We start from the raw sequence: 23,179 nt of genomic DNA on the forward strand, positions 1-23,179 counted from the left end.
GATGAACGATGTCCAAACCGAGCTTCTATTTACCACGTATAAACCTCTCTTGTTTTCTTTAGCATATAGAATGCTAGGAAGTGTGCAAGATGCGGAAGATATCGTGCAAGATGCGTATATTATTTGGAGTGAACAAGAAATAAATCTTGTTCAGAACGCAAAAGCTTATCTTTGTAAAATCGTGACGAATCGGTGTTTAGATCTGCTTAGGTCTGCACGAAAACAACGAGAAACATATGTAGGACCTTGGCTTCCAGAGCCATTATTAGCAGAGAATAAAGAAGACCCGGCGTCACAATATGTAATGAAAGAATCACTTTCTACCGCATATTTACTCTTATTAGAGCAGCTATCAGAAACGGAACGTGCTGTATTTTTACTTCGTGAAGTTCTTGAGTATGATTATCGTTTTATCTCAGAGATGGTAGGAAAGAGTAGTTCAAACTGCAGACAAATTTTTCACCGTGCGAAAAAGGCAATAGGCAATCATACGACTTCTACGTTGTCACATCCAAAAGCTTCCGCATTAACTGAACAGTTTGTAGCGGCAATAGTTTCAGGAAATGTAAGTAATCTATTAAATCTGCTTGCCGTAGATGCAAAGCTGATTTCAGATGGCGGAGGGAAAATCAAAGCTGCTCTCGTTCCAATCCTTGGAGCAGATCGAATCTCACGCTTTTATATGGGAATCATGGCAAAAACAAAAGAAGACATCTCATTTAAATATACGAATGTGAACGGCGAACCAGGCATTGTATTGTATGTAGAACAACAAGTATTTGGTGTTCTATCCTTACAGATTAAGAATGACTTAATACAAACGATATATTGGGTAGTAAACCCTGACAAACTTACTCACATTACGTAACGGATACTCGGAGGTACACTTTGAAACCAATTTTAATGAATTTCCCAACTGAATTTTCAACAGATCGGCTGTTAATCCGTATGCCGAAGCCTGGAGATGGCAAAGCGATGTTTGAAGCTATTCATGCTTCACTGGACGAGTTAAAGCCGTGGCTTCCGTTTGCACATTTGGAACAAACAGAGGAAGACGTAGAAATAAATATTCGAGAAGCGCATCTGAAATTTTTAAGCAGGGAAGATCTGCGGTTGCTCGTATTTTTAAAAGAGAGCGGGAAGTTGATTGCTTCATCAGGACTACACCGTATCAATTGGGAGATTCCAAAGTTCGAAATCGGTTATTGGATTGATAGTCGCTATACTGGAAAAGGATATATGACAGAAGCTGTTCAAGGAATTACCGAGTTTGCTGCTGTTGAGCTTAAAGCACGTCGAATTGAGATTCGCTGCGATACCCAAAATGTTAAAAGTGCAGCCATCCCTGAACGGTTAGGATTTACATTGGAAGGAATTCTGCGCAATGATTCATTGGAGATTGGTTCATCAACAAATCTTCGAGATACTAGTGTTTATGCGAAGATTTTTTAATAGGAGGAGCTACCTTGGTTAAAGCAGTCTTCTTTGATCTGTATGAAACGTTGATAACGGAATGGAAAGATGGACGAAAGAAAGCCAAGTATTCTATTGAATCTTTAGGGATAGATAAAAATATTTTTAAAGTAGAGTGGGACCTTAGAAGAGAGCTTAGAATGAATGGAACGTATCCAGATCACCAGAGTGTGTTAAGAGATATTTTAGATTCACAAGGGATTGTACCAAACGTAGAAGCGATCGATCGTGTTCACCAAGAAAGAGTGGCAGCGAAGAGCATTCCTTTTCAAGAAATCGATCCTCAAGTGATAGAACTGCTTCAAACTTTAAAATCTAATGGTTTGAAGCTCGGTCTGATCTCAAATGCAGCTCCAGAAGAAGTGGTTGCCTGGGAAACGTGTAAGCTGGCAGATTATTTTGATGAAGTGATTTTTTCCTATGAGGTACGAGTAGCGAAACCGCAAAAAGAAATCTATCAAATGGCTTGTGAAAAGCTTGGTGTAACTCCGAAAGAATCTGTTTTTATTGGTGATGGAGGCTCCGACGAATTAAGAGGTGCAACAGAAGCAGGAATGACAGCACTTCAAGCAACTTGGTTCTTACCGACCGCAATTAGTGATAGAATAACAGGTTATCCAAAGCTAGCAAAACCACAGGATTTACTGAGTCAAAAGAGTCTTAAATTCATTACGGTCTATTAAAAGAGAGCTAGTATTATCGTGCTAGCTCTCTTTTTTTTGCCCTGGAAATGACTGTTACAAATTTTAGGTAAAAAAGACTACAAAGAAAATATGCCAACAGACACTATGAATTAATTTCCTATTTTTTACTCTAGTAACAACTAATTAACTTTCTGAAAATTCATATAAATAGAGTTTGAGAGGTGATATGATGTTGCAAACAAAGTAAATAAAAGGAAATTGGAGGCGTGACAATGACAAAGAAGAAGTGGGTTGCAATGGGGATTGCGGCAACATTAATCGCAGGTGCGTTCGGGCCATCAGCTATGGCTGCCACAGAGCAAGTAAAGGTGAAAGTAAGCAGTGATTCTGGAACTCCAGCTTTTCTAGCAGGTAAGTTATCTTCTAAATCAAAAGCTTCTGCACAAAAGGTACTGTTTGATTATGTGAACAGTCATAAATCGATCTTCAAACTAGGGAATTCAACAGCAGAAGATTCGTTCTCCATTTTAGAGAGTACAAAAGAAGCAAATGGGAATACGGTTTTAAGACTTCAGCAAGAATACAAAGGTGTTCCAGTTTGGGGTTATACGCAAGTAGCGCACATTAATAAAAACGGTGAACTTACCGTGGTCTCGGGTGAAGTTGCTCCAAATATGGACAAGCAGTCAAAATTGACGAATGCAAAGCAGATCACTGGCAAAAAAGCGGTAGGCATCGCAACGGCTGCACTTGGTCTAAAACCAGAATATGAGAAGAAGCCAAAAGCGGAAAAAATCGTACTGATGAAAGACGGCAAAGCGCATTTTGCGTATCTTGTAAACTTAAATTACTTAACTCCTGAGCCAGGGAACTGGAACTATTTTATTGATGCACAGTCAGGTGAGATCCTCAATCGGTATAATGACATGCACGAAGTAACAGGAACGAACACGACTGGAACTGGAAAAGGTGTACTAGGTGATTCAAAAACACTGAACCTCACGCTATCCAGCGGAAAGTATTATATGCAAGATAATACGCGTGGAAACGGAATCTTCACTTATGATATGAAGAACCGTACATTCCTGCCTGAATTCTTCTTGCCAGGAACGCTATACAGTGGAACGGATAATGTGTTCGACAGCTCATACGATCAAGCTGTCGTTGACGCTCATTACTTTGCTGGATTAACCTACGACTATTACAAAAATACACACGGACGTAACTCGTATGATAATAGAGGAGCACAGATTAAATCGTCTGTTCACTTTAATAAAAACTACAATAATGCTTTCTGGAACGGTTCACAAATGGTATATGGCGACGGTGATGGAACGAACTTTATTGCCTTCTCTGGTGGCATTGATGTAGTCGCTCATGAATTAACGCATGCTGTAACTGATACGAGTTCAGATCTTGTCTACCAAAATGAGTCAGGTGCTTTAAATGAAGCGATGTCTGATGTTTTTGGCACATTAGTAGAGTACTATAACGGTAAAAATCCTGATTTTGAAATCGGTGAAGATGTATACACACCTGCAGTAGCAGGAGATGCTCTTCGTTCTATGTCAGATCCGGCGAAATACCAAGATCCTGATCACTATTCTGTTCGATATACGGGAACAGGAGACAACGGAGGGGTTCATATCAACAGCGGAATCATAAATAAAGCAGCATACCTTCTTAGCGAGGGCGGCAGTCACTATGGCGTTTCTGTTACCGGAATCGGAAGGGACAAGCTAGGCGCGATCTTCTATCGTATGAACACGGTATATTTAACGTCATCTTCGAACTTCAGTCAGGCGAGAGCAGCGGCAGTCCAGTCTGCAACTGATCTATATGGTGCCTCGTCACAAGCTGTTACTTCGGTAAACCAAGCGTTTAATGCAGTAGGCATTCAATAAATATTGATGGAGCTAGAACCATGGTTGGTGGTTCTAGCTTTTTTGATGAAGACACTTGAGGAAAATATCGAATGTTGACGATTACCGACTCGTGGATTGAGAGCCAAAACTTTTGGATTGGAAGCCGAAACTTTTGGATTGAGAGCCGAAACTCGTGGATTGAGAGCTAAAACTCGTGGATTGAGAGCCGAAACTTTTGGATTGAGAGCAGAAACTTCAGGATTGGGAGCTAAAACTTGTGGATTGAGGACCAGAGCTCTTGGATTCAGAGCCGAAACCCCAGGGATTACATGCTCAATCTCATGAAATCACCCCTCATTAGCAGGGCTGCTCCTGTCGATATAGAATAAATAGAACGGTAACTTAGCAAAAAAGGTTAAGAACGAATGGATGTTCGTGTATATGATGGAAGTAGGGTAGGTGATGGAGATGGATTATGAAGTTTGCATTCAGCGGACACTCGATTATATTGAAGAGAATTTGCAAAACCGGATCACATTAGAGGAGCTTGCAGAGCTCGCTTGCTTCTCACCTTTTCATTATCATAGGGTGTTTCAATTTTTAGTCGGCGAATCTGTTATGGATTATGTTCGAAAAAGAAGACTCTCACACGCGGCAAAACGATTGTTGCAATCAGATGATAAAGTGATCGATATCGCTTTTGACCTAGGGTTTCACTATCATGAATCGTTTAATCGAGCTTTTAAAAAACAGTATGGCCGATCACCCCGAGAGTACCGGAATGCATCCGTTCATCCCGTCTCTCTCCATCAAAGGGCTTACCTGAATATGAACCGTTATACAGGAGGAATGAACATGGAAATGAAAATCATTAAAAAACCAGCTTTCCACATCATCGGGTATGACTTAAAAACACGCAACACGGACGGTCAGAATAATGTAGATATTCCAAAGTTTTGGGAGAACTATATTCAAAAGAAATTAGGAGAAAAAATTCCAAGCCCTCTAAACAAGAACCAGGAACTAGGGTTATGCACAGAGTACAACACGGCAACAGGTGAGTTTGTTTATATGATTGGAATGGAAGTGGAGAAGGGCACACCTGCTCCAGAAGGAATGTCCTATAGAAGTTTTCAAGAGATGGAGTATGCCGTTTTTACAACACCAAAAGCTTCAGAGGAGAACTTCGTACAATCGATTCAGCAAACATGGGTTGAAATCTTCTCTAAATGGTTCCCAGATTCAGGATATGAGCATAACGGAAAATTAGAGTTTGAGCTTTATGATGAACGCTGTTATGGAGATGAAAACAAACAGATCGACATCTATATTCCACTCGTGAAAAAAGCAGAAAAAGTGAAATAAGATGTATGATAGCCCTTTTTGCTCAATGAGCAGAGAGGGTTTTTTGAATCTGAAAAAATGGAATTTTGTGTTAAACTAATAATCTGAATATTAATGAAAATCCAAGCGCATAAACGAGGAAGGATACATCTAATATGAAGTTTACGATTGACCAAAAATTATTCAGTAAAGCTCTTTCTGATGTTGGAAGAGCTGTTTCTCAAAAATCACTCGTTCCCATTCTTTCAGGCATAAAGGTTATAGCAGAGGATGAGGGGATAACACTCATAGGAACAAACTCAGATATTATCATCAAACGGTTTACCCCTAGAGACGAAACGTCCCGAAATATCAGAATTGATCAAACAGGGAGTGCTGTAGTTTCAGAGCGATATTTTACAGAACTCATTCGCAAGCTACCTGAAGAAGTTACTATTGAAGTAGATGATAAGCAAGTGGTAAAGGTTAGATCGGGGGACATTTTTACTCATTTGAATGGATTTAGAGCGGACGAATATCCACAGTTACCTGAGATCAATGGAACAAACTCAATTAGTATGGACGCAAAAGAATTAAAAGAGGTCATTAAACAAACCGTTTTTGCTACAGCTAAGAATGAAACGAGGCCAGTCCTTACGGGTGTTCATTTTAGGTTTTCAAACAACCAGCTTACGGCTGTTGCGACTAATTCACAAAGATTAGCATCTAGAATAAATGATGTATACGTAAAGCAAGAGACGTCATTCATTGTTCCAAGCTCCAGTTTGAATGAACTTGTAAAACAAACCATTGATTATTCAGGTATCGTAAAAATCCACTCTTCAGACGGATATATCCTTTTTGAAACAGATCAGGTTTCTTTGTATTCTAGATTAATTTCAGGTCATTATCCGAATACGTCCAAACTCATTCCGAACGAACAAAATACAATGTTGAGTTTAAATAAAGAACGTCTCGAAAAAGGAATTGAACGGGCCTGCTTATTTGCTGGTGAATGGAAAAACAACAATATTACGTTAAGTATTAAGGATCATAAACTTTGCATCTCATCAGGCTCTTCTGAAATGGGGCAAATTCAGGAATTACAAGAAATTATGGACTTAACAGGCGACGCCGATCTTAAGATTTCGATCGATGGTCACTTTTTAAAGGAAGCTTTACATACGATTATGGACGAAGAGATCAATATAAAATTTAACGGCTCGATGAGACCAATCGTAATTGAATCCACACATCAAAAATCAAGTTATCTTCATCTCATTTCCCCCGTTAGATCTTTTTAGGAGTGTGTTCCATGAAGTACCAAGATGGAGATAAACAAATTACATATGCTTTAGTAAACCAGGATTTGTGTGTTACAAAATTCCTCTCGTTAGTGAATGCGGTATGGCCAGGTAAATACGATGATCAATTTACAAAAGAAGCTTTACAAAAAACAATGAACATTACAGCATGGGATCATGAGAAACTCGTTGGCTGTGTTCGAATTCTAACTGATGGCTATTTCTTTGGAACCATCACTGAAATTCTTGTTAGGCCAGACTATCAAGGCAGGAAGATAGGCAAACATCTAATGGAAATAGCTTGGGAACAAAGTCCAACATCCCTCTTTATAGGTGCTCAGCCAGGAAAAGAACATTTCTTTGAAAAGTTAGGTTATACAAAGTCCATTCAATCTTTTCAAAAGAAAAAACAAAGAAAATAGCTGAAAACATCCAAAAGGTACTTCCAAAAGTTCAACTTAGGGATCTTGTTATGGAAGATGCTGAAGATCGTTATGCGTTGTGTTTGGACGTAGAATTGACAAAGCACCTTAACCTGCCTGACAAATATCCACCATTTAGTTTAGAAGAAACAAGAAATTGGATAAGACAGTGTATTGCAAAGAACAACGGTTATGAGCAAAAAGCAATACTAAGTGAAACGGGTAAACATATTGGGTGGATAGATCTAAAAAATATAGATCGTTTGAATCAACATGCAGAATTGGGCATAGCCATTGGAGATAAGAGTTATTGGGGAAAAGGCTATGGAATTGCTGCTATGCATGAGATGCTAAAGTATGGCTTTTGTGCACTCTCACTTAACAAAATCTGGCTTAGAGTTGAAATCGATAATGATAAAGCCATTTCCTCCTATAAAAACGCAGGTTATATAGAAGAAGGCATTCTAAGACAAGACCGTTTACGTGGCGGCATGTTTGTTGATCGTTTACGAATGAGTGTGATTAAAGATGAATATTTTGCAAATAGTGTTTCGCATCTTTAATGGATGTATGCGACATTCACACCTGTAAAATTTTATAAAATAAATGGAATAATTACTCATTTTAAGGTAAACCTAATGACATACAAAGAACAGGTTTGCCACTTGTTTCACAGAGGACGATACTTCAAAGGTCGTCCTTTTTTTATTAGCAAATACTACCTTTAGCTGTGGCGCATAAGAACGATTCAATGTGGAATTATAATCTTAATTCAACAAGGAGGTGAAACAACATGGCTAACACAAACCAATTAGTAGTACCTGGTGCACAACAAGCTATCGACCAAATGAAGTATGAAATCGCTTCTGAGTTCGGTGTAAACCTTGGACCAGACAGCACTTCTCGTGCTAACGGATCTGTAGGTGGAGAAATCACAAAACGTCTAGTAGCTCAAGCTCTTGGCGGAAAGCGCTAATTAATTAAATATCATGGCTTGGCTATCTGTTCATCGCAGATAGCCTTTTTGTTTTTTACATATTAAACTTTACTGTTTGACATTTTTGTTGAAGTATTTTATATTAGTTGACGTATCAATTATTGAGCTATCAATTACTTAAGGAGGGGGATGCTGTTGTCCAACTCATATATAGATGATGAGAAGATTATTAACCGTTTATATGAGATCCATCGCAGAACGGTTCCTAAATTTGAGAGCTGTACAGGTATCAGTCAGACACGCTTAGAGCTTTTGCATGAGTTATATGAAGTAGAAGAGATCAGTCAGAGAGCTCTTCAAAAGAAAGTAAACATTGATCATGCAGCCGTAACAAGACATCTGAAGCAGCTTGAGGATAAGGGAATGGTAATTAGGAGGAAAGATCCTAAAGATCAACGTTTTACGTATGTTTCTTTATCAGAGGAAGGTCGTTTGAAAATCATTCATTACCGAGAAGAGAAAGAACGTTTTATTTCGGGTGTATTGCATGATTTTTCTGAAGAAGAAAGAAAAAAGTTGCTGGAGATGTTAACTCGTATCCAGCGAAATATAGAAATTTTTGAGTAAACACAAACTCATACAACTAAGACTTTTAAACACAAAGGAGAATGCAAAATGCAACAAACTAAAATTAACGACTTTAACGAAATTATCACTGGACGCCGTTCCATCCGTAACTACGATCCATCAGTAAAAATCTCAAAAGAAGAGATGAAAGAAATCTTAACAGAGGCTTCTCTTGCGCCATCTTCTGTTAACTTACAGCCATGGCGTTTTGTCGTGATTGATACTCCAGAAGGAAAAGAAACGCTAGCACCACTAGCTAAGTTCAACCAACGACAAGTAGAAACTTCATCTGCAGTCATTGCTGTATTCGCAGATAACAACAGCTTGGATTACCTTGAAAAGATCTACGACAAAGCTGTAGTCGAAGGGCATATGCCTCAAGAAGTAAGAGATCAACAAGTGCCAGCCATCCGTGGACTTTTAGAACAAATGACTTCTGAGCAATTTAAAGATATGAACTTGATCGATGCAGGTCTTGTTTCAATGCAACTGATGCTTGTTGCTCGTGCACACGGATATGACACGAACCCGATTGGTGGATACGAAAAAGCTGAAATTGCTGAAGCTTTTGGTCTAGATAAAGAGCGTTATTTCCCAGTTATGCTGCTTTCTATTGGTAAAGCAGCTGATGCAGGATATCAATCTGTTCGTCTATCAGTAGAAGAAACAACAGAGTGGAGATAAGGAAAGGGGAATAAATAAATGATTATTATTCACGCAGGTTTAACTGTTCAAAAGGATAAGGAAGAAGCATTTTTAGCTGAGGTGAAAACGTTAGTAGAGGCTTCACGTGCTGAAAGTGGTAACATTCAATACGATCTTAAGAAAGATACAGAAAAAGAAGCAAGGTATATGATGGTAGAAGTTTGGGAGAACCAAGAAGCGGTTCAAAATCATAACACAAGTGAGCATTTTGTGGCGTTCGGTCAAAAGGCAGCAAGCTTTATGGCTGCTCCAACGGATGTAAAAGTGTACGCAGGTGAACAAGTAAAATAATGATGAAAGGAAGGCGCATAAAATGTGCCTTCCTTTTTTGTGCTGCTATTCAGCTTTCGTATACTTGCGCTCTTGCTCAGCGATTAGTTCGTCATCCTCTGCATTATCGCGGGTAACTTTTTGCGTAAGGATCGCACCTACTGCGACCAATATCATTACGGCGATGTAATAGCCTTTTTCGTTAAGTTGCAGATTATCTGCATTGTAGAGTCCGATACAAAACATGGAAACTCCAGCGATGAATGTGAAATAAGCTAAAACGGTAAATGCAGGTGTGTTTCTCCTTCTATGACGTTGCATATGTAAACCTCCTTCAATCTCTTATTAAATAGATAAAATATATGCCAAAAGCTATTTCCATTATAATCAATAAAAGGATTAATTTCCTTATTTTTCTTGCAAGTGGTCCTAGTCTCAAACGATCTATTTCAATTGTTTAAGAAGTGGTATTAAATAATCAACCGAAGGGCGATGGTTATGTTGAATAAAAGCATCCAACACATCAGGTTCATTCATAACTAAAATTAACTCAACAAATTCCGTTTCTTCTCCGTTTGCGAGTAAATCTTTACTAAATTCATTGTACTTATCCATTAATTGATCTCTCGTTAATTCCAATTCGATATGAAACAAGACAGCTATAAAGTCATAGTCTCCACCTGTTTTTAAAAAACGAATAGAACATGCTTTTACACAATCAATATGTATACCCAGTTCTTCAGTCATTTCTCGTAGAACACTATCCTGCAATTTAAACTGATTTCCATGCAAGTCAGATCTATTTAAACCGCCCCCAACACATTGTAATCTCCCTGGATAAGCAGTAAGTTCATTCATCGCACCAAAAACGAGATAAGAATCCGAAGTTTCCACTAAACCAGCTCCGTAAATAACTCTGCAAGCATGTAAGCAGATATCTGTTTTTACTGAATAAAGGTAATGAGCGTAATTACTCGATTTTAAATATAAAATCATTTCTCTGTCTGTTTCTTTTACTTCATGAATATGAAAAACTTCACCATTAGTAAAACGATTATCATGGTTATAACGACTCCAAAATGTATTGACTTCAGATAGAAAGGATTCAGGTAATTGTATAGGGTGATTGTCTAAAACAATCTTTAATGGTTTTGAAATGACTTGAAGAATGGCTGGTTTCATTAAAAATCTCCTTGAATGTTCTCATTTAGTTTCATCAAAGAAACAGGTTCTAGTGACTCAGATTCAATGATGATAGCAGTAAGATCACCTTTTGCAGTCGTTTCATGATATTCACCCTTGATCCAAAAAACAGCCTCACCCGCCTTGATTTTATGCTTTACTTTATCCTCACCACAAACCTCAGCTTCACCATTCACCACCAGTAGAAGCTGTGGAAGTATGGCTTGATGATACCCGATGACTCCTTCAGTTTCTAGATACACACATCCTATATGTGCCGGGTTCTCCGTTTTTACTATTCGAGACATAACAAAATTAGAGTTGAATTTGTTGATCTTTGTTCCGGATTCTTTAGAAAAACGAAAAAATTCCATTTATTCTCTCCATTCTTTAAAACATATAAGGCCCAACAACAAGCGATAAAAAGAAAGTGTTTAAAACTGCGAAATAACAAATGGCCGTAATTTTGCTCCAGTCTTTCTTTCTTCCATACCAAACGGCCGCACCACTTAATAGAGCGAGCAGGACAGGAATAACAAAGGAGCTACCTGTAAACGCCAAGAAATCAGGAGCAAACATGTAAAAATGGGTGTTAAAGAATTTCTGAATAAAGATGAATTGAACACCGAGAAACAGAGCTAAGATGGTGTACAAAATGCGCTTATCTTCATCTTCCATCAGTTTAATCTTTACTATGTAGATGACTAATGCAAAAAGTACGGCTGGAGTGATCCAATACACCGAACTCATCGCGAAAATTAAACCTTGAAAAAGAGAGAGTATGGTTGCAGAAACGGCTTCCTTAATATCTACTTTTGTTATGTTTAAACTCTTTTCGATTACTTCTGGATTTTTCGAGGCTCCGCTAAATGTGTACTCTTTGTATCCCACCAAGTTTAGCCAGATCACTGAATTTTCACCAATCCAGTAAGGGTGAAGGGACTGATCGTTTGTTGTACTGCGAAGCTCTGTTTTCCAAACATCTCCATCAGCCCGGGCTTCATACACATTAACAGCTTCCTTATCGTTAGATTTTAATGCACGAGTCGTAAATAATACTTTTGCTTTACCGTTGTCATCCATACCATATTGCATAAACTTAGGGTTTTCCAGCTTTATTCCATTATTATCTATGAAGGTCATCATTGAAAAATCCCAATCACTATTTGCGTTCACTTGGTTAGTTCCTTGAAAAATCTTATAAGACTTACCACCAGAATTATTCGAAAACAGAGTATAATAAACGGTCACATCGTTTCCATTCTCAATAAAGTAAAAACCAAAATGATTTTCATTGATCTGTTCGTCTTTATCTAGAATAACGTGTTCTCGTAAAATATTCTGACTTTCAAGTTGGTGATAAGTTACTTTCAATTGTTTGCTTGTTTGTTTTGCAGATTTAACAACACTTAGGAAGGAATCTGACGTATCATTTAGAACGATTAAATAAATTTGCTCTGGCACTTTTTTTAGAGATTGAACACTCCAAGAACTTCTATCAACAGATAAAATTTCGTTCTCTTTAAAATAAATAATTTTGTTTGGATTTGAATCCATCCCTCTAACATCTTGATCGAGTACGTTTTCTTTCTCGCCATCATAGTGAATCAGCTGTTGATCTCTTACGAATATATACTGATCACCTTGTACCCAAAAGTCTTGTGGACTTGGGATAGAGAGAGGAGTGGTTTGTTTATCTTTCACCTCTAATGTATCAGTAACATGAAAACTCAACACTTCATTTTCTTTAGGTACATAAACCCGTTTCATTCCGTTCTGTTCTTGAAAAACCGGCTTAACTTCACCAATTTCTTCTGTTTGTAATGGCAGTGACCGGCTCCAATCTTCATTGGGTAGTTTCAGTTCCGTCTTTAAATTTTCAAAAGTTAACGCAATAAAAACAACCAAGAAGAATAGAAGTGGAATAATAAAAGGCTTCATTTTTCTCATTAAATTTCCCCCTTATTCCAAAATTCGACGAAAGACATATTTTTCCTTTTTGGATTCGGTATACAATAGGGAAAAGCAAGGGAGGAATCATTTTGGAAATGAAAGATATATTTATGAACTTACCAACTATAGAAACGAATCGTCTTCTATTAAGAAAAATAACAATTGAGGATGCAGAAGATATGTTTCAATATGGATCGGATGAAGAGGTGTCTCGATTTGTAACTTGGGATACACACCAAACCTTAGAAGATACGAAAGAATTCATCCAGTTCGTGTTAACAAAGTATGAGAATGGTGATCTTGCACCTTGGGGCATTGTACGAAAAGAAACCAATGAATTAATTGGTACCATTGATTTTGTCTCCTGGCATCTCAATCATAAAACGGCTGAGCTTGGTTATGTTATCGCAAAAAAATACTGGGGTCAGGGCATTGCCACTGAGGCAGGGAAGGAAATTCTAAATTACGGATTTAAAAACATGAATCTAGTCAGAATACAGGCAAGATGTTTTGTAGAGAACGGTGGATCTGAAAGGGTTATGAAAAAGTTAGGGATGAGCTATGAAGGTACGTTAAGAAAATCGATGTTTGCAAAAGGAAAGCATCGAGATTTAAACGTGTATGCTATCTTAAAAGAGGAATTTGAATGAATGCCTAATCTATAAGGTCTTCTACCCTACTCCTAAATAACTATATTTTCCTTTTATTAATTTTTTTTACAAATAATCTAGTTAGAACGATGGGCATTCAGACGACTTATATACGTCCTTAAGTATGATTGAATTTTCTGACAATAAATATACACTTATCTTATATACATTGGAGGTGTACTTGTTATGATAAGAAATAAGAGGTGGCTATCTTCTGCAATCGTGATTTCAACCGTTGCAGGGATAGCTTTTTCAACATTGGATCCAGCCGTCACGCCGAAAGTTGCTGAAGCTTCATCTCTCAAGATTCAGCCAGCAGAGTCCGTATCTCTCGTTCAGTTGGCTGTTCCAAACACGAAAGAAGCGATGAAGAAAATCGAAGAACTTGGTATCGATCTAACTCACAGAATGCACGTTCATGATGGAAAAATTGAAGTAGACGCAGTCGTAACACCATCAGAAGTTACAATGCTGAAGCTCTATGGCATTCGCGTAAAAGAAACGCTCATTACAGAAAACCAACTCAACCAGCGTGTTGCAGAAAGAAGAATGGCAGTTAAACAAGAACAAAAGCTAACAGCCACTGAAGAAACAGTCAAGATCCTCAGAGCAAACCACTTCACGAATCAATCAGATACTTTCCTTTATGTTGAAGCTAAATCCACATCCGGTGCTCTATCAAGCACGATCCTAACCGCTAGATGGACTGAAAATGGAGAAGAGAAAACGGCAACACTACAACAGATTCAAGATGCCGGAGAGTACCTTTATCACTCCTTCATGCTACCTGTTTCACAAATACCAACCGATATTACCATTGAAAGCTCGCTCGGGGGTTCTGCTACATCAAAAGTAACCGAATGGCTTGGTGAAGAGAAGCCGGACAAGCCGGGCAAGCACTATGTAAAAAACTTTGTTGATCATTATATGGATCCCACAGAAATTAATGCGAGAATTGAGAACTTAGTCAAAGAATATCCTGAGCTTGCTGAAATTGTGGAGATGCCGAACAAGACGAACGGATACCGCAGACAAGCTCAAGCGACATTAGGAACCTTGCAAAATACAGCGGTTGTCGTGACTTCTCGAGACTGGGGGCATGAGGGAGGAAATGCGATCAGCATTGAATTGAAAAAGGCATCAGCTGCAGGTGCTCCTCTTTCTGTTGGTACGAGCGGAAGCAAAATCTTCGTTACACTCGCAACAGATGCTGCAGGTAACGCAAAAAGTACAGCAAAAGAGGTTGTAGATCTTCTGAATGCAGAAGTCAGTGACCTTGTCTCGGCTACGACCTATCGAGGCAATGCAGGGAATGGAATTGTAGAGCCTGCGGTTTACAGCCTATCAGATAATTTAAAAGCACCTGCTTCCGTATTGCGTGATCCTTTTACGGTTAAAGCCATTCGAATCGGGAAGCACCGAGATGGTTCAAAGCCTGGAGTGCTGGGTTATTCACAAGAGCATGCACGTGAATGGGTAACACCACTGGTTTCCGTTGAGACTGCTGAGCGTTTGTTACGAAATTATTCGCATGATAAAGAGACTAAGAAACTGGTTGATAATCTTGATATCTTTATTATTCCATCTATGAATCCTGATGGAGGGCACTATAGTTTTTATGACTTTAATTCACAACGTAAAAACATGACCAATCACTGCTCACCCACTCAGTCTGATAATGGATACCGCAATTCATGGGGCGTAGATTTGAATCGAAACCATGATGTTGGTTCAGCATTTGATGGGTATGTTGGAGCATCAACAACGAATTGTCTGAGTGGCTCTTATGCGGGACCAAGCGAGCATTCTGAACCAGAAAGCCGTAATCTAGTGTGGTTGACCGATGAGAATCCTAACATCAAATTTGCCATGAATATCCACAGCTATGGTGGTTATTTCATGTGGTCACCAGGTGCCTATACGCCAGAACGTGAAACATTGCCTCGACCTTCTGCTGGGGAAGAAGCTTATTATTGGCAAGCATCTGATCACATTTTAAAAGAGATCAAAAAGCATCGTGGCACGGTTATTCTACCAAGCCGAACAGGACCGATTCCAGATGTTCTTTATTCAGCAGCAGGAAACTCAGCTGATCACCTTTGGTATAAAAAAGGAATCTACACTTGGAACTTTGAAGTAGGTGCTGATCTTTGGAACAAAGAAACAAAAAGTTGGGAACTTGTTGGTTTTCAGCCACCGTTTGAAGAAGGACATGAGGAAGCCATGGAATTTTCAAATGGATTATTAGGAATGATTGATGTGGCGTATCAATATTCTAAAGATAAAAAAGCGCCAAAATCAACTGTCACACCAAATGGCGGAAGGCACGAAGATAAAGTTGAAGTAAGCTTCAAAACAAGCGAGCCAGCAACAATTTATTACACGTTAGATGGCAGCCGTCCAACGTTTGATTCTCAAAAATTAGCATTGAATGGTACACGTGAAGGACCAGAAACATTAACGTTTGAAAAGACGACAACGTTAAACTGGTTCTCGGTTGATGCGAGTAAAAACATAGAGAATCGATACGATCCAGGAAAGAACAAGAAGTACAACACGAAAACATTCTTTATTAAATAATTTGAACAAGGAAGAGGCATTCGGCTTCTTCCTTTTGTTTTTATTCAACGATTGATGCAAGCGTTGACAATTATGGTTTCCGACCATATACTAACAATTGTAAGTAGAAGTCATTTTGGAAAGGAACGGTACTACGCTGATGTGGAAAACTCTTATTTTCTTAGGCTAACTCAAATAATGAGACCTGGAGAATAGGATAAGTCTGCCCATTTTGCGTATACACGTACATAAACCCTTATGATTTCACACAAAGAACATCGTGTTCTTGTGTTTCTTTGGATACGTGTTATTACCATATTTGTGCGAACTCACCAACCTCTCTGGGCTCTCCAGGGAGGTTTTTTTGCGGACCTCCCCAACGAATAGGAAAGAGGTGAGCTGCATGACGACTGTATTACAAGTTAAAAGATTGCAGAAAAAATTTGGTGATAAAGAAATTTTAAAAGACATTTCATTTGATGTTAGGCAAGGTGAAAAAATTGGCTTAGTAGGATGGAATGGTAGTGGTAAAACAACGCTCGTTAACATTCTTATGAAAGGCATCAACCACGATCACGGATCGATTACGACCTGGCCGGCAAATCTGCATATGGGATATTTACCACAATCAACAGATTATGTGTTAGATGTTGAACGGGAGTTGGTGGAAACCGGTGATGAATTGTTGCGAACGAGTAAAAAGTTAGGACTTCAAAAACACTTGCTCCAAAAAAATGAATTACAACATTTAAGTGGTGGAGAACGATTGAAAGTATCCATCGCCAAAATTTGGGCAAATCATCCGGAGTTCTTAATTCTAGATGAACCGACAAATCATCTTGATCTTCAAGGAATAAATTGGCTTACAGAAGAGGTTCAGAACTATAGAGGAGCAGCCATTATCATCTCTCATGATCGCTATTTTCTTGATCAATCGGTAGAGAAGATTTTTGAGCTTGAAGACGGGATTCTCACCGTTTATGAAGGAAACTATTCAGCGTATAGAAAAGAGAAACAACGTCGTTTTGAACAACAACAAAGAGATTATGAGAAGCAACAAAGAAAAATACACATGATTCAGCAGCAAGTGAACACGTTAAAAACGTGGTCTGATAAAGCTCACCGGGAAGCAGGTAAGGGAGGAACGGCAGCTGAGAACAGACAGATGGGGCTAAAAGAATATGAAAGGATGAAAGCGAAGAAAAAAGATAACCAAATTAAATCAAAATTGAATCGATTAAATCTAGAACTCTCAAAAACAGGAATCGATAAGCCCAAAGAAGAAAGTGACGTTTTCTTTCAATTTGTTGATTCCTCTGGAAAGAGAGGGAAAAGACTCATTGAAGCACGTGATTTAACGAAACAATACGGAGATCGTATCCTCTTTCAAGAAAGTCACTTTTACATCAAACACGGAGAGAGAATAGCATTACAAGGGCCAAACGGTTCGGGGAAGACAACATTTATTAAAATGTTGCTTGGCGAGGAGTCTGTAACGAAAGGGTCCATCTGGAAGAGTGAATCGATGAAAATTGCTTATCTTTCCCAAGATGTGAGCGATCTGCCAGAAGAAAAAACGGTGTATGAATACTTTGATTTAGAGAAGAAGCATCAATTGACGCAGGCAAGAACAATCTTTGCCAACATGGGGATCGAGGACAGAAAACTTTCGAAGCCAATCCGTCACTTGAGTTTAGGTGAGCGAACACGCGTTAAGCTGGTCCTGATGATTTTGCAGGAATATGATGTACTCATTCTGGATGAACCCACAAACCATTTGGATCTGCCGAGCCGGGAGCAGTTGGAGGAAACATTGTCACAGTTTTCAGGCACACTTATCATCGTTTCGCACGACAGATTCTTTGTTGAAAAGCTGTGTGATAAACTGCTAGTGATTGACAATCAGCAGCTCAAGAGGATAGAGATGGGCATTAGTGAACATGAAGAACAGGCTAAACGATCAACAAATGACGGCGTTCAGCAGTGGACTGAAGAATTAGTTTTAGTAGAAAACAAGATTACAGAAATGCTTGGAAAAATAAGTTTTTGTAAAACGGGGACGGATGAGTACAGAGCGGTTGATGAAGAGTTACAACTATTAATGAGTAAAAAGCGGCAGCTCATACAAAAAATATCTCTGTAAAAACAAGGTCAGGTGGAAGTATCCGCCTGGCTTTGTTCTAGTTTTACAGCCTCGTTTGTCATCACATTTTTTATTATGCAGAAATTTATTTAGTTTCCATGCCTCTATTCCGCTTTTTCTAAACACTTATAGGATGTATCAATCGTATAAGGGGGAAGGGAAAGTTGAGAGCAGGGAACATACGTCAATTTGCTTCACTTAGCCAGTTTGAAAATGTAAAAGAGTTTAATGAACACAAACGTTATTTTTTGGAACATCACGCCGGTTTGTTTACGAAGTCAGAGTTTCTGGCGTTTGAGTTGCTTAGCCGATATAGTGTAGTCGTTCCAGGAGTAGCAAACGCAAAGATCGATACGCTTGTTGAACGAAGTGTAGAAACAGGAGGCAGTATTTCGCGCGCTTCTTTTTTACGAATGATGAGAAAAGCGAAAAATGCAGGAATTATAGTCGTACATAAAACATATCGTACAAGCGGAGGATTTGCTCATAATGTATTTGTCTTTCAGCGTTTTGATCCAGCGATTGAAACGAAAGTGATCCAGCGTAAAGGAAGGGAAACCCCTTGTGAGAGTAAGGACGAGCATACGAAAAAAACGCATGAATCTATAAATCTCTTTATAAATCTAAAAGATAAAGATCTAAAGATACGTAAGGAGAACGTCATGACGGACAATTTACCTTATCTTTCTTTAGGTGACCTCGATGAATCCTTCACGCCAGATTCTGTTCCGAAAGACTTCATACGTACGGTAAGACCATTCTTTAATACGGCTATTGAAATCTATACGTTTTGGGAGAAAGCGAAACTGGCATATAACAAGTTTAATTTCGACCGTCCGCTAGAATTTATGGTTTCAGTTGTAGTCGATGCATTCAAAACAACCGTTTTTCACTACAAAAATAGAAAAATCAAGGCGACGTTTATGCAATATTTTTATGGAACGCTAAAAGGGATGTTCATAGTAGAGAGGAGACGCGAACACATGGCGAAAGTACAGCGATACAACTGGATAGATGAGCCTGAAAATTGATAATCACATAAATTTTTGAAGGAATCACATAAAAAATGGAGTCGATCACATAAAAGTACGACCTCATCATATAAAAAACAAATATAATCACATAATTCTGAAATTTTAATAAATAACCATTGAAATTTTAGATAACTCGTTTATACTCTCTTAAAAAGGAGAGTGACAACCATGAGATTTTTAGAGAAAGTAAGTAAGACAGCGGGCAACACCTTTGCGATTTGGGTGATACTTTTTGCCATTGCAGCATTTTTGATTCCAGAAGGCTTCACATGGATCGCTCCCTATATTCCTCTGTTATTAGGAATTATCATGTTCGGGATGGGACTAACACTGTCTTTGAATGATTTTAAGGCAGTGTTTCAAGCTCCAAAAAGTGTTTTTATTGGTGTGGCTGCACAGTATACGATCATGCCGCTCCTTGCTTTTGGATTAGCTATGGCATTTCAATTGCCAGCAGAAGTAGCGGTAGGAGTGATTTTAGTAGGCTGCTGTCCCGGTGGAACGGCATCGAACGTTATGACTTTTCTTGCAAAAGGAAACACAGCACTGTCAGTTGCGATAACATCAGTAGCAACACTGCTCGCACCGATTTTAACACCAGCACTAACGTTGCTGTTTGCGAGCAAATGGCTCCCCGTATCAGCAGGCAGCTTGCTGTTATCAATCGTTCAAATTGTACTGGTTCCAATTGTATTAGGTCTTGTTGTTAAACTTTTATTCCGTAATCAAGTGGAAAAAAGCGTTGCAGCACTTCCGCTCATCTCCGTTGTTGGAATTGTGGCAGTAGCATCCGCTGTTGTAGCAGCGAACGCAAAACAAATTGCAGAAACAGGGCTATTAATCTTTTCCATTGTTGTTCTTCACAATGTATTAGGTCTTCTACTAGGCTTCCTGATCGCAAAGGCACTAAAGCTGAATTTCGCTGATCAAAAAGCGATCTCTATTGAAGTTGGAATGCAGAACTCTGGTTTAGGAGCGGCGCTTGCAGTTGCTCACTTTTCACCGCTGTCTGCCGTTCCAAGTGCAATTTTTAGTGTGTGGCACAATATCTCAGGACCGCTGCTTGCAACGTGGTGGGGCAAGAGGGCAGATAAGGTTGAAGCACAGACTGTTCAGATAAAAAAACATAGTACTAAACCAATGGAAAGCAGTAAATAAAATTGATGTATCCCCCTGTTTCGGTATGATTAAAATGCAAATCGAAATTTGGGGATAATGTATCAAAACATTACAATAAAAGAATTGCCTTTTTAAAAACAAATTGGTATAATTTTCATAATACTTTTGAAGGGAGTGAGTTTACGCGATGACAAATTTCATAAAATTAACCTTGGAAATTAAATTTATTGCCACTCACTCATACGGATTAAATTAGTCAGGATTAGGACTAACCTTTGTTTAGAGCTTGGGCAATGAAAAGCACGGGCTTTTTTGTTATGGATAAAACATTTTGGGCCACAGGGTTATTTCAGATAACTCTGTGGTTTTTTGTTTTTATAACAAAATTTAATTCCAGTGGGTACTCTTAAAATTTAACTGGAGGTTAGCAAATGGATTTACTAGTAAATAATAATGAGAAGTTGTCAGTAGATGCTTAAATTAAAATATCTTTTTAACAATGTGAATTTAGCAGAAATGTTGTTAGAGAATTGGGATTACGATGATGAATCTATAGATATGTTTCAATATTATAGAATATCTTCTAATGCTATTTACCCTTTTCAATCTCGAGGTAAGACGCAGTTTTTAAGATTTTCCCCAAAATCAGAGAAATGCAAAGAAAATGTATTAGCAGAACTTGAGTTTATATCTTACCTTCGTTCCAAGCATTATGGAGTATTAGAAATAGTTGTATCAAAAAACGGAGAGGAACTTATTGAAGTACAAACTCCATGGGGAGAATACTATGCATCTGTTTTTAAACGTGTATCGGGTGTACAGATGAACGAGACTGAATTAAGTGATAACGTTATTTTCAGTTATGGAAAGGCATTAGGAAAACTCCATCAGTTATCTAGTGATTATGTACCTGTAAAAAACAAGAGATGGTCCTATAGTGACGTTTTAGATTGGATGCGTGAGACTTTAACGGATTTTCCGCATGAAAAGTCGGCTTTATTGGAAACAAATGTACTACAAGACTATTTTGACTCTATTCCTATCACTAAAAGAAATTTTGGACTGGTTCATTATGATTTTGAATATGACAATGTATTTTATGATGAAGAGTCTCAATCTTGTAATGTAATTGATTTTGACGATGTAATGTATCACTGGTATGTGATGGATATTGAGCAAACACTTGATAGCTTGCAAGATTGTATTCCGACTGAAATGTTTCAGGTGAAAAAACAGTGCTTTTTAGACGGATATTACACTGAATATGACATTTCAGATGATATGCTGTCTTTATTACCAGCTTGCAGACGTTTTGCTAATTTATACGGTTATGTACGAATACTAAGATCTGTAGAAGAAAAGTGGGAAAATGAACCTGAATGGTTAGAAAGTTTGAGAGAGAAATTGATAAAGGCTATGAAAAATAAATCTACTTGTTTTGGAATGAAAATTTAATTGTAGAAATTTAATTTATGTTTAATGCCTTTCCAAAAATTTAAAGATTTTTTCAAAGCTAACCCTGAGAAAACGAAAAGGGTTAGCTTTTCCTATACTTCCAACCCTCATTTAAAAACCATGTTAGATAATCTTACATGGGTGTAGAATCTGCGCTGGAACTGTATAGAATGAAAGAAACAGTTCAGTAGGGGGCGTTCGGATGGAAGATATCATGTTTTCATTAAACAGTGTTTGGCTTATTTTAGGTGCACTTCTTGTCATTTTAATGCAAGGCGGGTTTATCTTACTTGAAGCTGGATCGACGCGAATGAAAAATGCAGGACATATTGCAGGAAAGACTGTCTTTACATTTGGTTTAGCATCAATCGTATTTTGGGCAGTCGGATATGGATTTATTTTTGGCGGTAACTCGAACTTTTTTATTGGGTTGTCTGATTTTTTCTATTCGGGTGATCAAGCGGAAGGGATGGCTTATTCAACAGCGGCGTTCTTCATGTTTCAGCTTGCGTTTGCAGGAATTTCATTAACGATTGCATTCGGTGGATTTGCTGAACGAGCAAAATTGTCTGCTTATCTCGTGTTTGCTGTTCTTTTCTCAGTTGCAGTCTATCCTGTTGTTGCTCATTGGATTTGGGGCGGAGGATGGTTAGCGGAACATGGCAAGCAGGATTTTGCTGGATCAACAGTAGTTCATTTAACTGGTGCGATGGCAGCTTTTGCAGCAACGATACTTTTGAAGCCGCGTATTGGAAAGTTCAATAAGAATGGTACGTCTAATAACATCTTCGGGCATAACCAAGTTTACACAGCGCTAGGAGTTATTATCTTATGGGTAGGGTGGTTCGGATTTAATGGTGGCAGCACCTTTGTTGTAGATGATGGATTTTTCGGATTTGTTGCATTAAACACAAATCTTGCAGCTGGAGCAGGTGCGGTGGCTGCACTAATTATTTCTTGGATGGTTTTAGGTAAGTCCGATATTCCGACAATTCTAAATGGTGCATTAGCAGGTCTTGTTGCGATCACGGCTTCTTGTGCATTCGTTGAAACGTGGGCAGCCGTTCTGATCGGGTTTGTGGCAGGAATCTTAGTATTCTATTCTGTTAAATTTTTCGATAGATTAAAAGTGGATGATCCGATCTATGCGTTGAGCGTCCACGGAGCTGCAGGAGTTTGGGGGACGTTATCTACAGGATTATTCGCAACACCAGAACTTGCGACGGTAGGTAAGCCTGGATTGTTCTATGGCGGTGGATTCTCGCAGCTTGGTGTTCAAGCGATGGGTGTATCAGTGTCAGCTTTATACGCATTTGTAGTTTCCTTTGTTCTTTTATACGGTATGAAAAAAGTAATGAAGGGTCTTCGCGTTTCAGAAGAAGAAGAAATTATCGGCTTGGATGTGAGTGAACACGGAAACTATGGTTATCCAGAGGCGTTCATCGCAAACGAAGAAAAAAATAGAATCGCAAATTAATAGTGGATAAAAGCATTGGGGACGATTCCTCAATGCT

The 23,179-nt window shown here is 38.5% G+C and carries 23 protein-coding genes; 19 read left to right on the forward strand and 4 right to left on the reverse strand.

Annotated features, from left to right (window positions below):
* Position 1: 1 nt before the first annotated feature.
* The 12 genes from ABE65_RS05410 to ABE65_RS05465 all read left to right on the forward strand — a co-directional run bounded on the left by ABE65_RS05410 (position 2) and on the right by ABE65_RS05465 (position 9,591).
* The gene (locus ABE65_RS05410) at positions 2–868 is read left to right on the forward strand and encodes an RNA polymerase sigma-70 factor (protein WP_066392158.1); all 867 of its coding nucleotides are present in this window, start codon (positions 2–4) and stop codon (positions 866–868) included.
* Positions 869–888: 20 nt separating this feature from the next.
* Complete coding sequence (locus ABE65_RS05415) at positions 889–1,452, forward strand: GNAT family N-acetyltransferase (RefSeq protein ID WP_066392163.1); 564 nt, start codon at positions 889–891, stop codon at positions 1,450–1,452.
* Positions 1,453–1,466: 14 nt separating this feature from the next.
* Entirely contained in the window at positions 1,467–2,156 is a 690-nt protein-coding gene (locus ABE65_RS05420) for an HAD family hydrolase (protein WP_066392168.1), read from the forward strand.
* Between the two features lie 233 nt (positions 2,157–2,389).
* On the forward strand, positions 2,390–4,021 hold the full coding sequence (locus ABE65_RS05425; RefSeq protein ID WP_066392170.1) for a M4 family metallopeptidase: 1,632 nt from the start codon (positions 2,390–2,392) through the stop codon (positions 4,019–4,021).
* Between the two features lie 429 nt (positions 4,022–4,450).
* Positions 4,451–5,347, forward strand: coding sequence for an AraC family transcriptional regulator (locus ABE65_RS05430; protein ID WP_082861301.1), 897 nt, complete (start codon positions 4,451–4,453; stop codon positions 5,345–5,347).
* A gap of 134 nt (positions 5,348–5,481) precedes the next feature.
* Complete coding sequence (gene dnaN / locus ABE65_RS05435) at positions 5,482–6,609, forward strand: DNA polymerase III subunit beta (protein ID WP_066392175.1); 1,128 nt, start codon at positions 5,482–5,484, stop codon at positions 6,607–6,609.
* Between the two features lie 11 nt (positions 6,610–6,620).
* Positions 6,621–7,031 carry a GNAT family N-acetyltransferase gene (locus ABE65_RS05440; protein ID WP_156499123.1) on the forward strand — a complete coding sequence of 137 codons (411 nt, stop codon included), beginning with the start codon at positions 6,621–6,623 and terminating at the stop codon, positions 7,029–7,031.
* An 8-nt stretch (positions 7,032–7,039) separates the two neighbouring features.
* Entirely contained in the window at positions 7,040–7,594 is a 555-nt protein-coding gene (locus ABE65_RS05445) for a GNAT family N-acetyltransferase (RefSeq protein WP_269148794.1), read from the forward strand.
* Between the two features lie 230 nt (positions 7,595–7,824).
* Entirely contained in the window at positions 7,825–8,007 is a 183-nt protein-coding gene (locus ABE65_RS05450) for an alpha/beta-type small acid-soluble spore protein (protein WP_066392178.1), read from the forward strand.
* 150 nt (positions 8,008–8,157) lie between these two features.
* Entirely contained in the window at positions 8,158–8,595 is a 438-nt protein-coding gene (locus ABE65_RS05455; RefSeq protein ID WP_066392179.1) for a MarR family winged helix-turn-helix transcriptional regulator, read from the forward strand.
* A gap of 48 nt (positions 8,596–8,643) precedes the next feature.
* Positions 8,644–9,279: a nitroreductase family protein gene (locus ABE65_RS05460; RefSeq protein ID WP_066392180.1), complete on the forward strand. Its 636-nt coding sequence runs from the start codon at positions 8,644–8,646 to the stop codon at positions 9,277–9,279.
* An 18-nt stretch (positions 9,280–9,297) separates the two neighbouring features.
* Positions 9,298–9,591, forward strand: coding sequence for a putative quinol monooxygenase (locus ABE65_RS05465; RefSeq protein WP_066392182.1), 294 nt, complete (start codon positions 9,298–9,300; stop codon positions 9,589–9,591).
* Between the two features lie 45 nt (positions 9,592–9,636).
* Here ABE65_RS05465 and ABE65_RS05470 read toward each other — a convergent pair whose 3' ends face one another.
* The 4 genes from ABE65_RS05470 to ABE65_RS05485 all read right to left on the reverse strand — a co-directional run bounded on the left by ABE65_RS05470 (position 9,637) and on the right by ABE65_RS05485 (position 12,702).
* Positions 9,637–9,891 carry a YiaA/YiaB family inner membrane protein gene (locus ABE65_RS05470; protein WP_066392185.1) on the reverse strand — a complete coding sequence of 85 codons (255 nt, stop codon included), beginning with the start codon at positions 9,889–9,891 and terminating at the stop codon, positions 9,637–9,639.
* Positions 9,892–10,014: 123 nt separating this feature from the next.
* On the reverse strand, positions 10,015–10,752 hold the full coding sequence (locus ABE65_RS05475) for a hypothetical protein (RefSeq protein ID WP_066392194.1): 738 nt from the start codon (positions 10,750–10,752) through the stop codon (positions 10,015–10,017).
* Positions 10,752–11,126 carry a cupin gene (locus ABE65_RS05480; protein ID WP_066392195.1) on the reverse strand — a complete coding sequence of 125 codons (375 nt, stop codon included), beginning with the start codon at positions 11,124–11,126 and terminating at the stop codon, positions 10,752–10,754. The genes ABE65_RS05475 and ABE65_RS05480 overlap by 1 nt, the downstream gene beginning before the upstream one ends.
* A 16-nt stretch (positions 11,127–11,142) precedes the next feature.
* Entirely contained in the window at positions 11,143–12,702 is a 1,560-nt protein-coding gene (locus ABE65_RS05485) for a hypothetical protein (protein ID WP_066392196.1), read from the reverse strand.
* A gap of 92 nt (positions 12,703–12,794) precedes the next feature.
* Here ABE65_RS05485 and ABE65_RS05490 point away from each other — a divergent pair, with 92 nt between their 5' ends.
* From ABE65_RS05490 to ABE65_RS05520, 7 genes are all read left to right on the forward strand, one after another.
* Complete coding sequence (locus tag ABE65_RS05490) at positions 12,795–13,355, forward strand: GNAT family N-acetyltransferase (protein WP_197480343.1); 561 nt, start codon at positions 12,795–12,797, stop codon at positions 13,353–13,355.
* A gap of 186 nt (positions 13,356–13,541) precedes the next feature.
* On the forward strand, positions 13,542–15,935 hold the full coding sequence (locus ABE65_RS05495) for a M14 family metallopeptidase (RefSeq protein WP_066392198.1): 2,394 nt from the start codon (positions 13,542–13,544) through the stop codon (positions 15,933–15,935).
* Positions 15,936–16,317: 382 nt separating this feature from the next.
* A complete protein-coding gene (gene abc-f, locus ABE65_RS05500; RefSeq protein ID WP_066392199.1) occupies positions 16,318–18,057 on the forward strand; it encodes a ribosomal protection-like ABC-F family protein in 1,740 nt (579 codons plus the stop codon).
* A 164-nt stretch (positions 18,058–18,221) separates the two neighbouring features.
* A complete protein-coding gene (locus ABE65_RS05505; RefSeq protein ID WP_066392200.1) occupies positions 18,222–19,088 on the forward strand; it encodes a hypothetical protein in 867 nt (288 codons plus the stop codon).
* A 171-nt stretch (positions 19,089–19,259) separates the two neighbouring features.
* On the forward strand, positions 19,260–20,249 hold the full coding sequence (locus tag ABE65_RS05510) for a bile acid:sodium symporter family protein (RefSeq protein WP_066392202.1): 990 nt from the start codon (positions 19,260–19,262) through the stop codon (positions 20,247–20,249).
* A 432-nt stretch (positions 20,250–20,681) separates the two neighbouring features.
* Entirely contained in the window at positions 20,682–21,665 is a 984-nt protein-coding gene (locus tag ABE65_RS05515) for a phosphotransferase enzyme family protein (protein WP_066392204.1), read from the forward strand.
* Positions 21,666–21,867: 202 nt separating this feature from the next.
* Positions 21,868–23,142, forward strand: a complete 1,275-nt coding sequence (locus tag ABE65_RS05520; protein ID WP_066392206.1) for an ammonium transporter — start codon at positions 21,868–21,870, stop codon at positions 23,140–23,142.
* Positions 23,143–23,179: the final 37 nt, after the last annotated feature.

This window comes from Fictibacillus phosphorivorans (assembly GCF_001629705.1).
GTDB classification, from domain to species: Bacteria; Bacillota; Bacilli; order Bacillales; family Fictibacillaceae; genus Fictibacillus; species Fictibacillus phosphorivorans_A.

Excerpts from the sequence above, each read along its gene's own strand:
- ABE65_RS05450 (WP_066392178.1), top strand. The coding sequence starts at position 7,825 with ATGGCTAACACAAACCAATTAGTAGTACCTGGTGCACAACAAGCTATC.
- dnaN (WP_066392175.1), top strand. The coding sequence starts at position 5,482 with ATGAAGTTTACGATTGACCAAAAATTATTCAGTAAAGCTCTTTCTGAT.
- ABE65_RS05510 (WP_066392202.1), top strand. The coding sequence starts at position 19,260 with ATGAGATTTTTAGAGAAAGTAAGTAAGACAGCGGGCAACACCTTTGCG.
- ABE65_RS05430 (WP_082861301.1), top strand. The coding sequence starts at position 4,451 with ATGGATTATGAAGTTTGCATTCAGCGGACACTCGATTATATTGAAGAG.
- ABE65_RS05470 (WP_066392185.1), bottom strand. The coding sequence starts at position 9,891 with ATGCAACGTCATAGAAGGAGAAACACACCTGCATTTACCGTTTTAGCT.
- ABE65_RS05410 (WP_066392158.1), top strand. The coding sequence starts at position 2 with ATGAACGATGTCCAAACCGAGCTTCTATTTACCACGTATAAACCTCTC.
- ABE65_RS05465 (WP_066392182.1), top strand. The coding sequence starts at position 9,298 with ATGATTATTATTCACGCAGGTTTAACTGTTCAAAAGGATAAGGAAGAA.
- abc-f (WP_066392199.1), top strand. The coding sequence starts at position 16,318 with ATGACGACTGTATTACAAGTTAAAAGATTGCAGAAAAAATTTGGTGAT.
- ABE65_RS05455 (WP_066392179.1), top strand. The coding sequence starts at position 8,158 with ATGCTGTTGTCCAACTCATATATAGATGATGAGAAGATTATTAACCGT.
- ABE65_RS05460 (WP_066392180.1), top strand. The coding sequence starts at position 8,644 with ATGCAACAAACTAAAATTAACGACTTTAACGAAATTATCACTGGACGC.
- ABE65_RS05495 (WP_066392198.1), top strand. The coding sequence starts at position 13,542 with ATGATAAGAAATAAGAGGTGGCTATCTTCTGCAATCGTGATTTCAACC.
- ABE65_RS05475 (WP_066392194.1), bottom strand. The coding sequence starts at position 10,752 with ATGAAACCAGCCATTCTTCAAGTCATTTCAAAACCATTAAAGATTGTT.
- ABE65_RS05440 (WP_156499123.1), top strand. The coding sequence starts at position 6,621 with ATGAAGTACCAAGATGGAGATAAACAAATTACATATGCTTTAGTAAAC.
- ABE65_RS05425 (WP_066392170.1), top strand. The coding sequence starts at position 2,390 with ATGACAAAGAAGAAGTGGGTTGCAATGGGGATTGCGGCAACATTAATC.
- ABE65_RS05515 (WP_066392204.1), top strand. The coding sequence starts at position 20,682 with ATGCTTAAATTAAAATATCTTTTTAACAATGTGAATTTAGCAGAAATG.
- ABE65_RS05480 (WP_066392195.1), bottom strand. The coding sequence starts at position 11,126 with ATGGAATTTTTTCGTTTTTCTAAAGAATCCGGAACAAAGATCAACAAA.
- ABE65_RS05485 (WP_066392196.1), bottom strand. The coding sequence starts at position 12,702 with ATGAGAAAAATGAAGCCTTTTATTATTCCACTTCTATTCTTCTTGGTT.
- ABE65_RS05520 (WP_066392206.1), top strand. The coding sequence starts at position 21,868 with ATGGAAGATATCATGTTTTCATTAAACAGTGTTTGGCTTATTTTAGGT.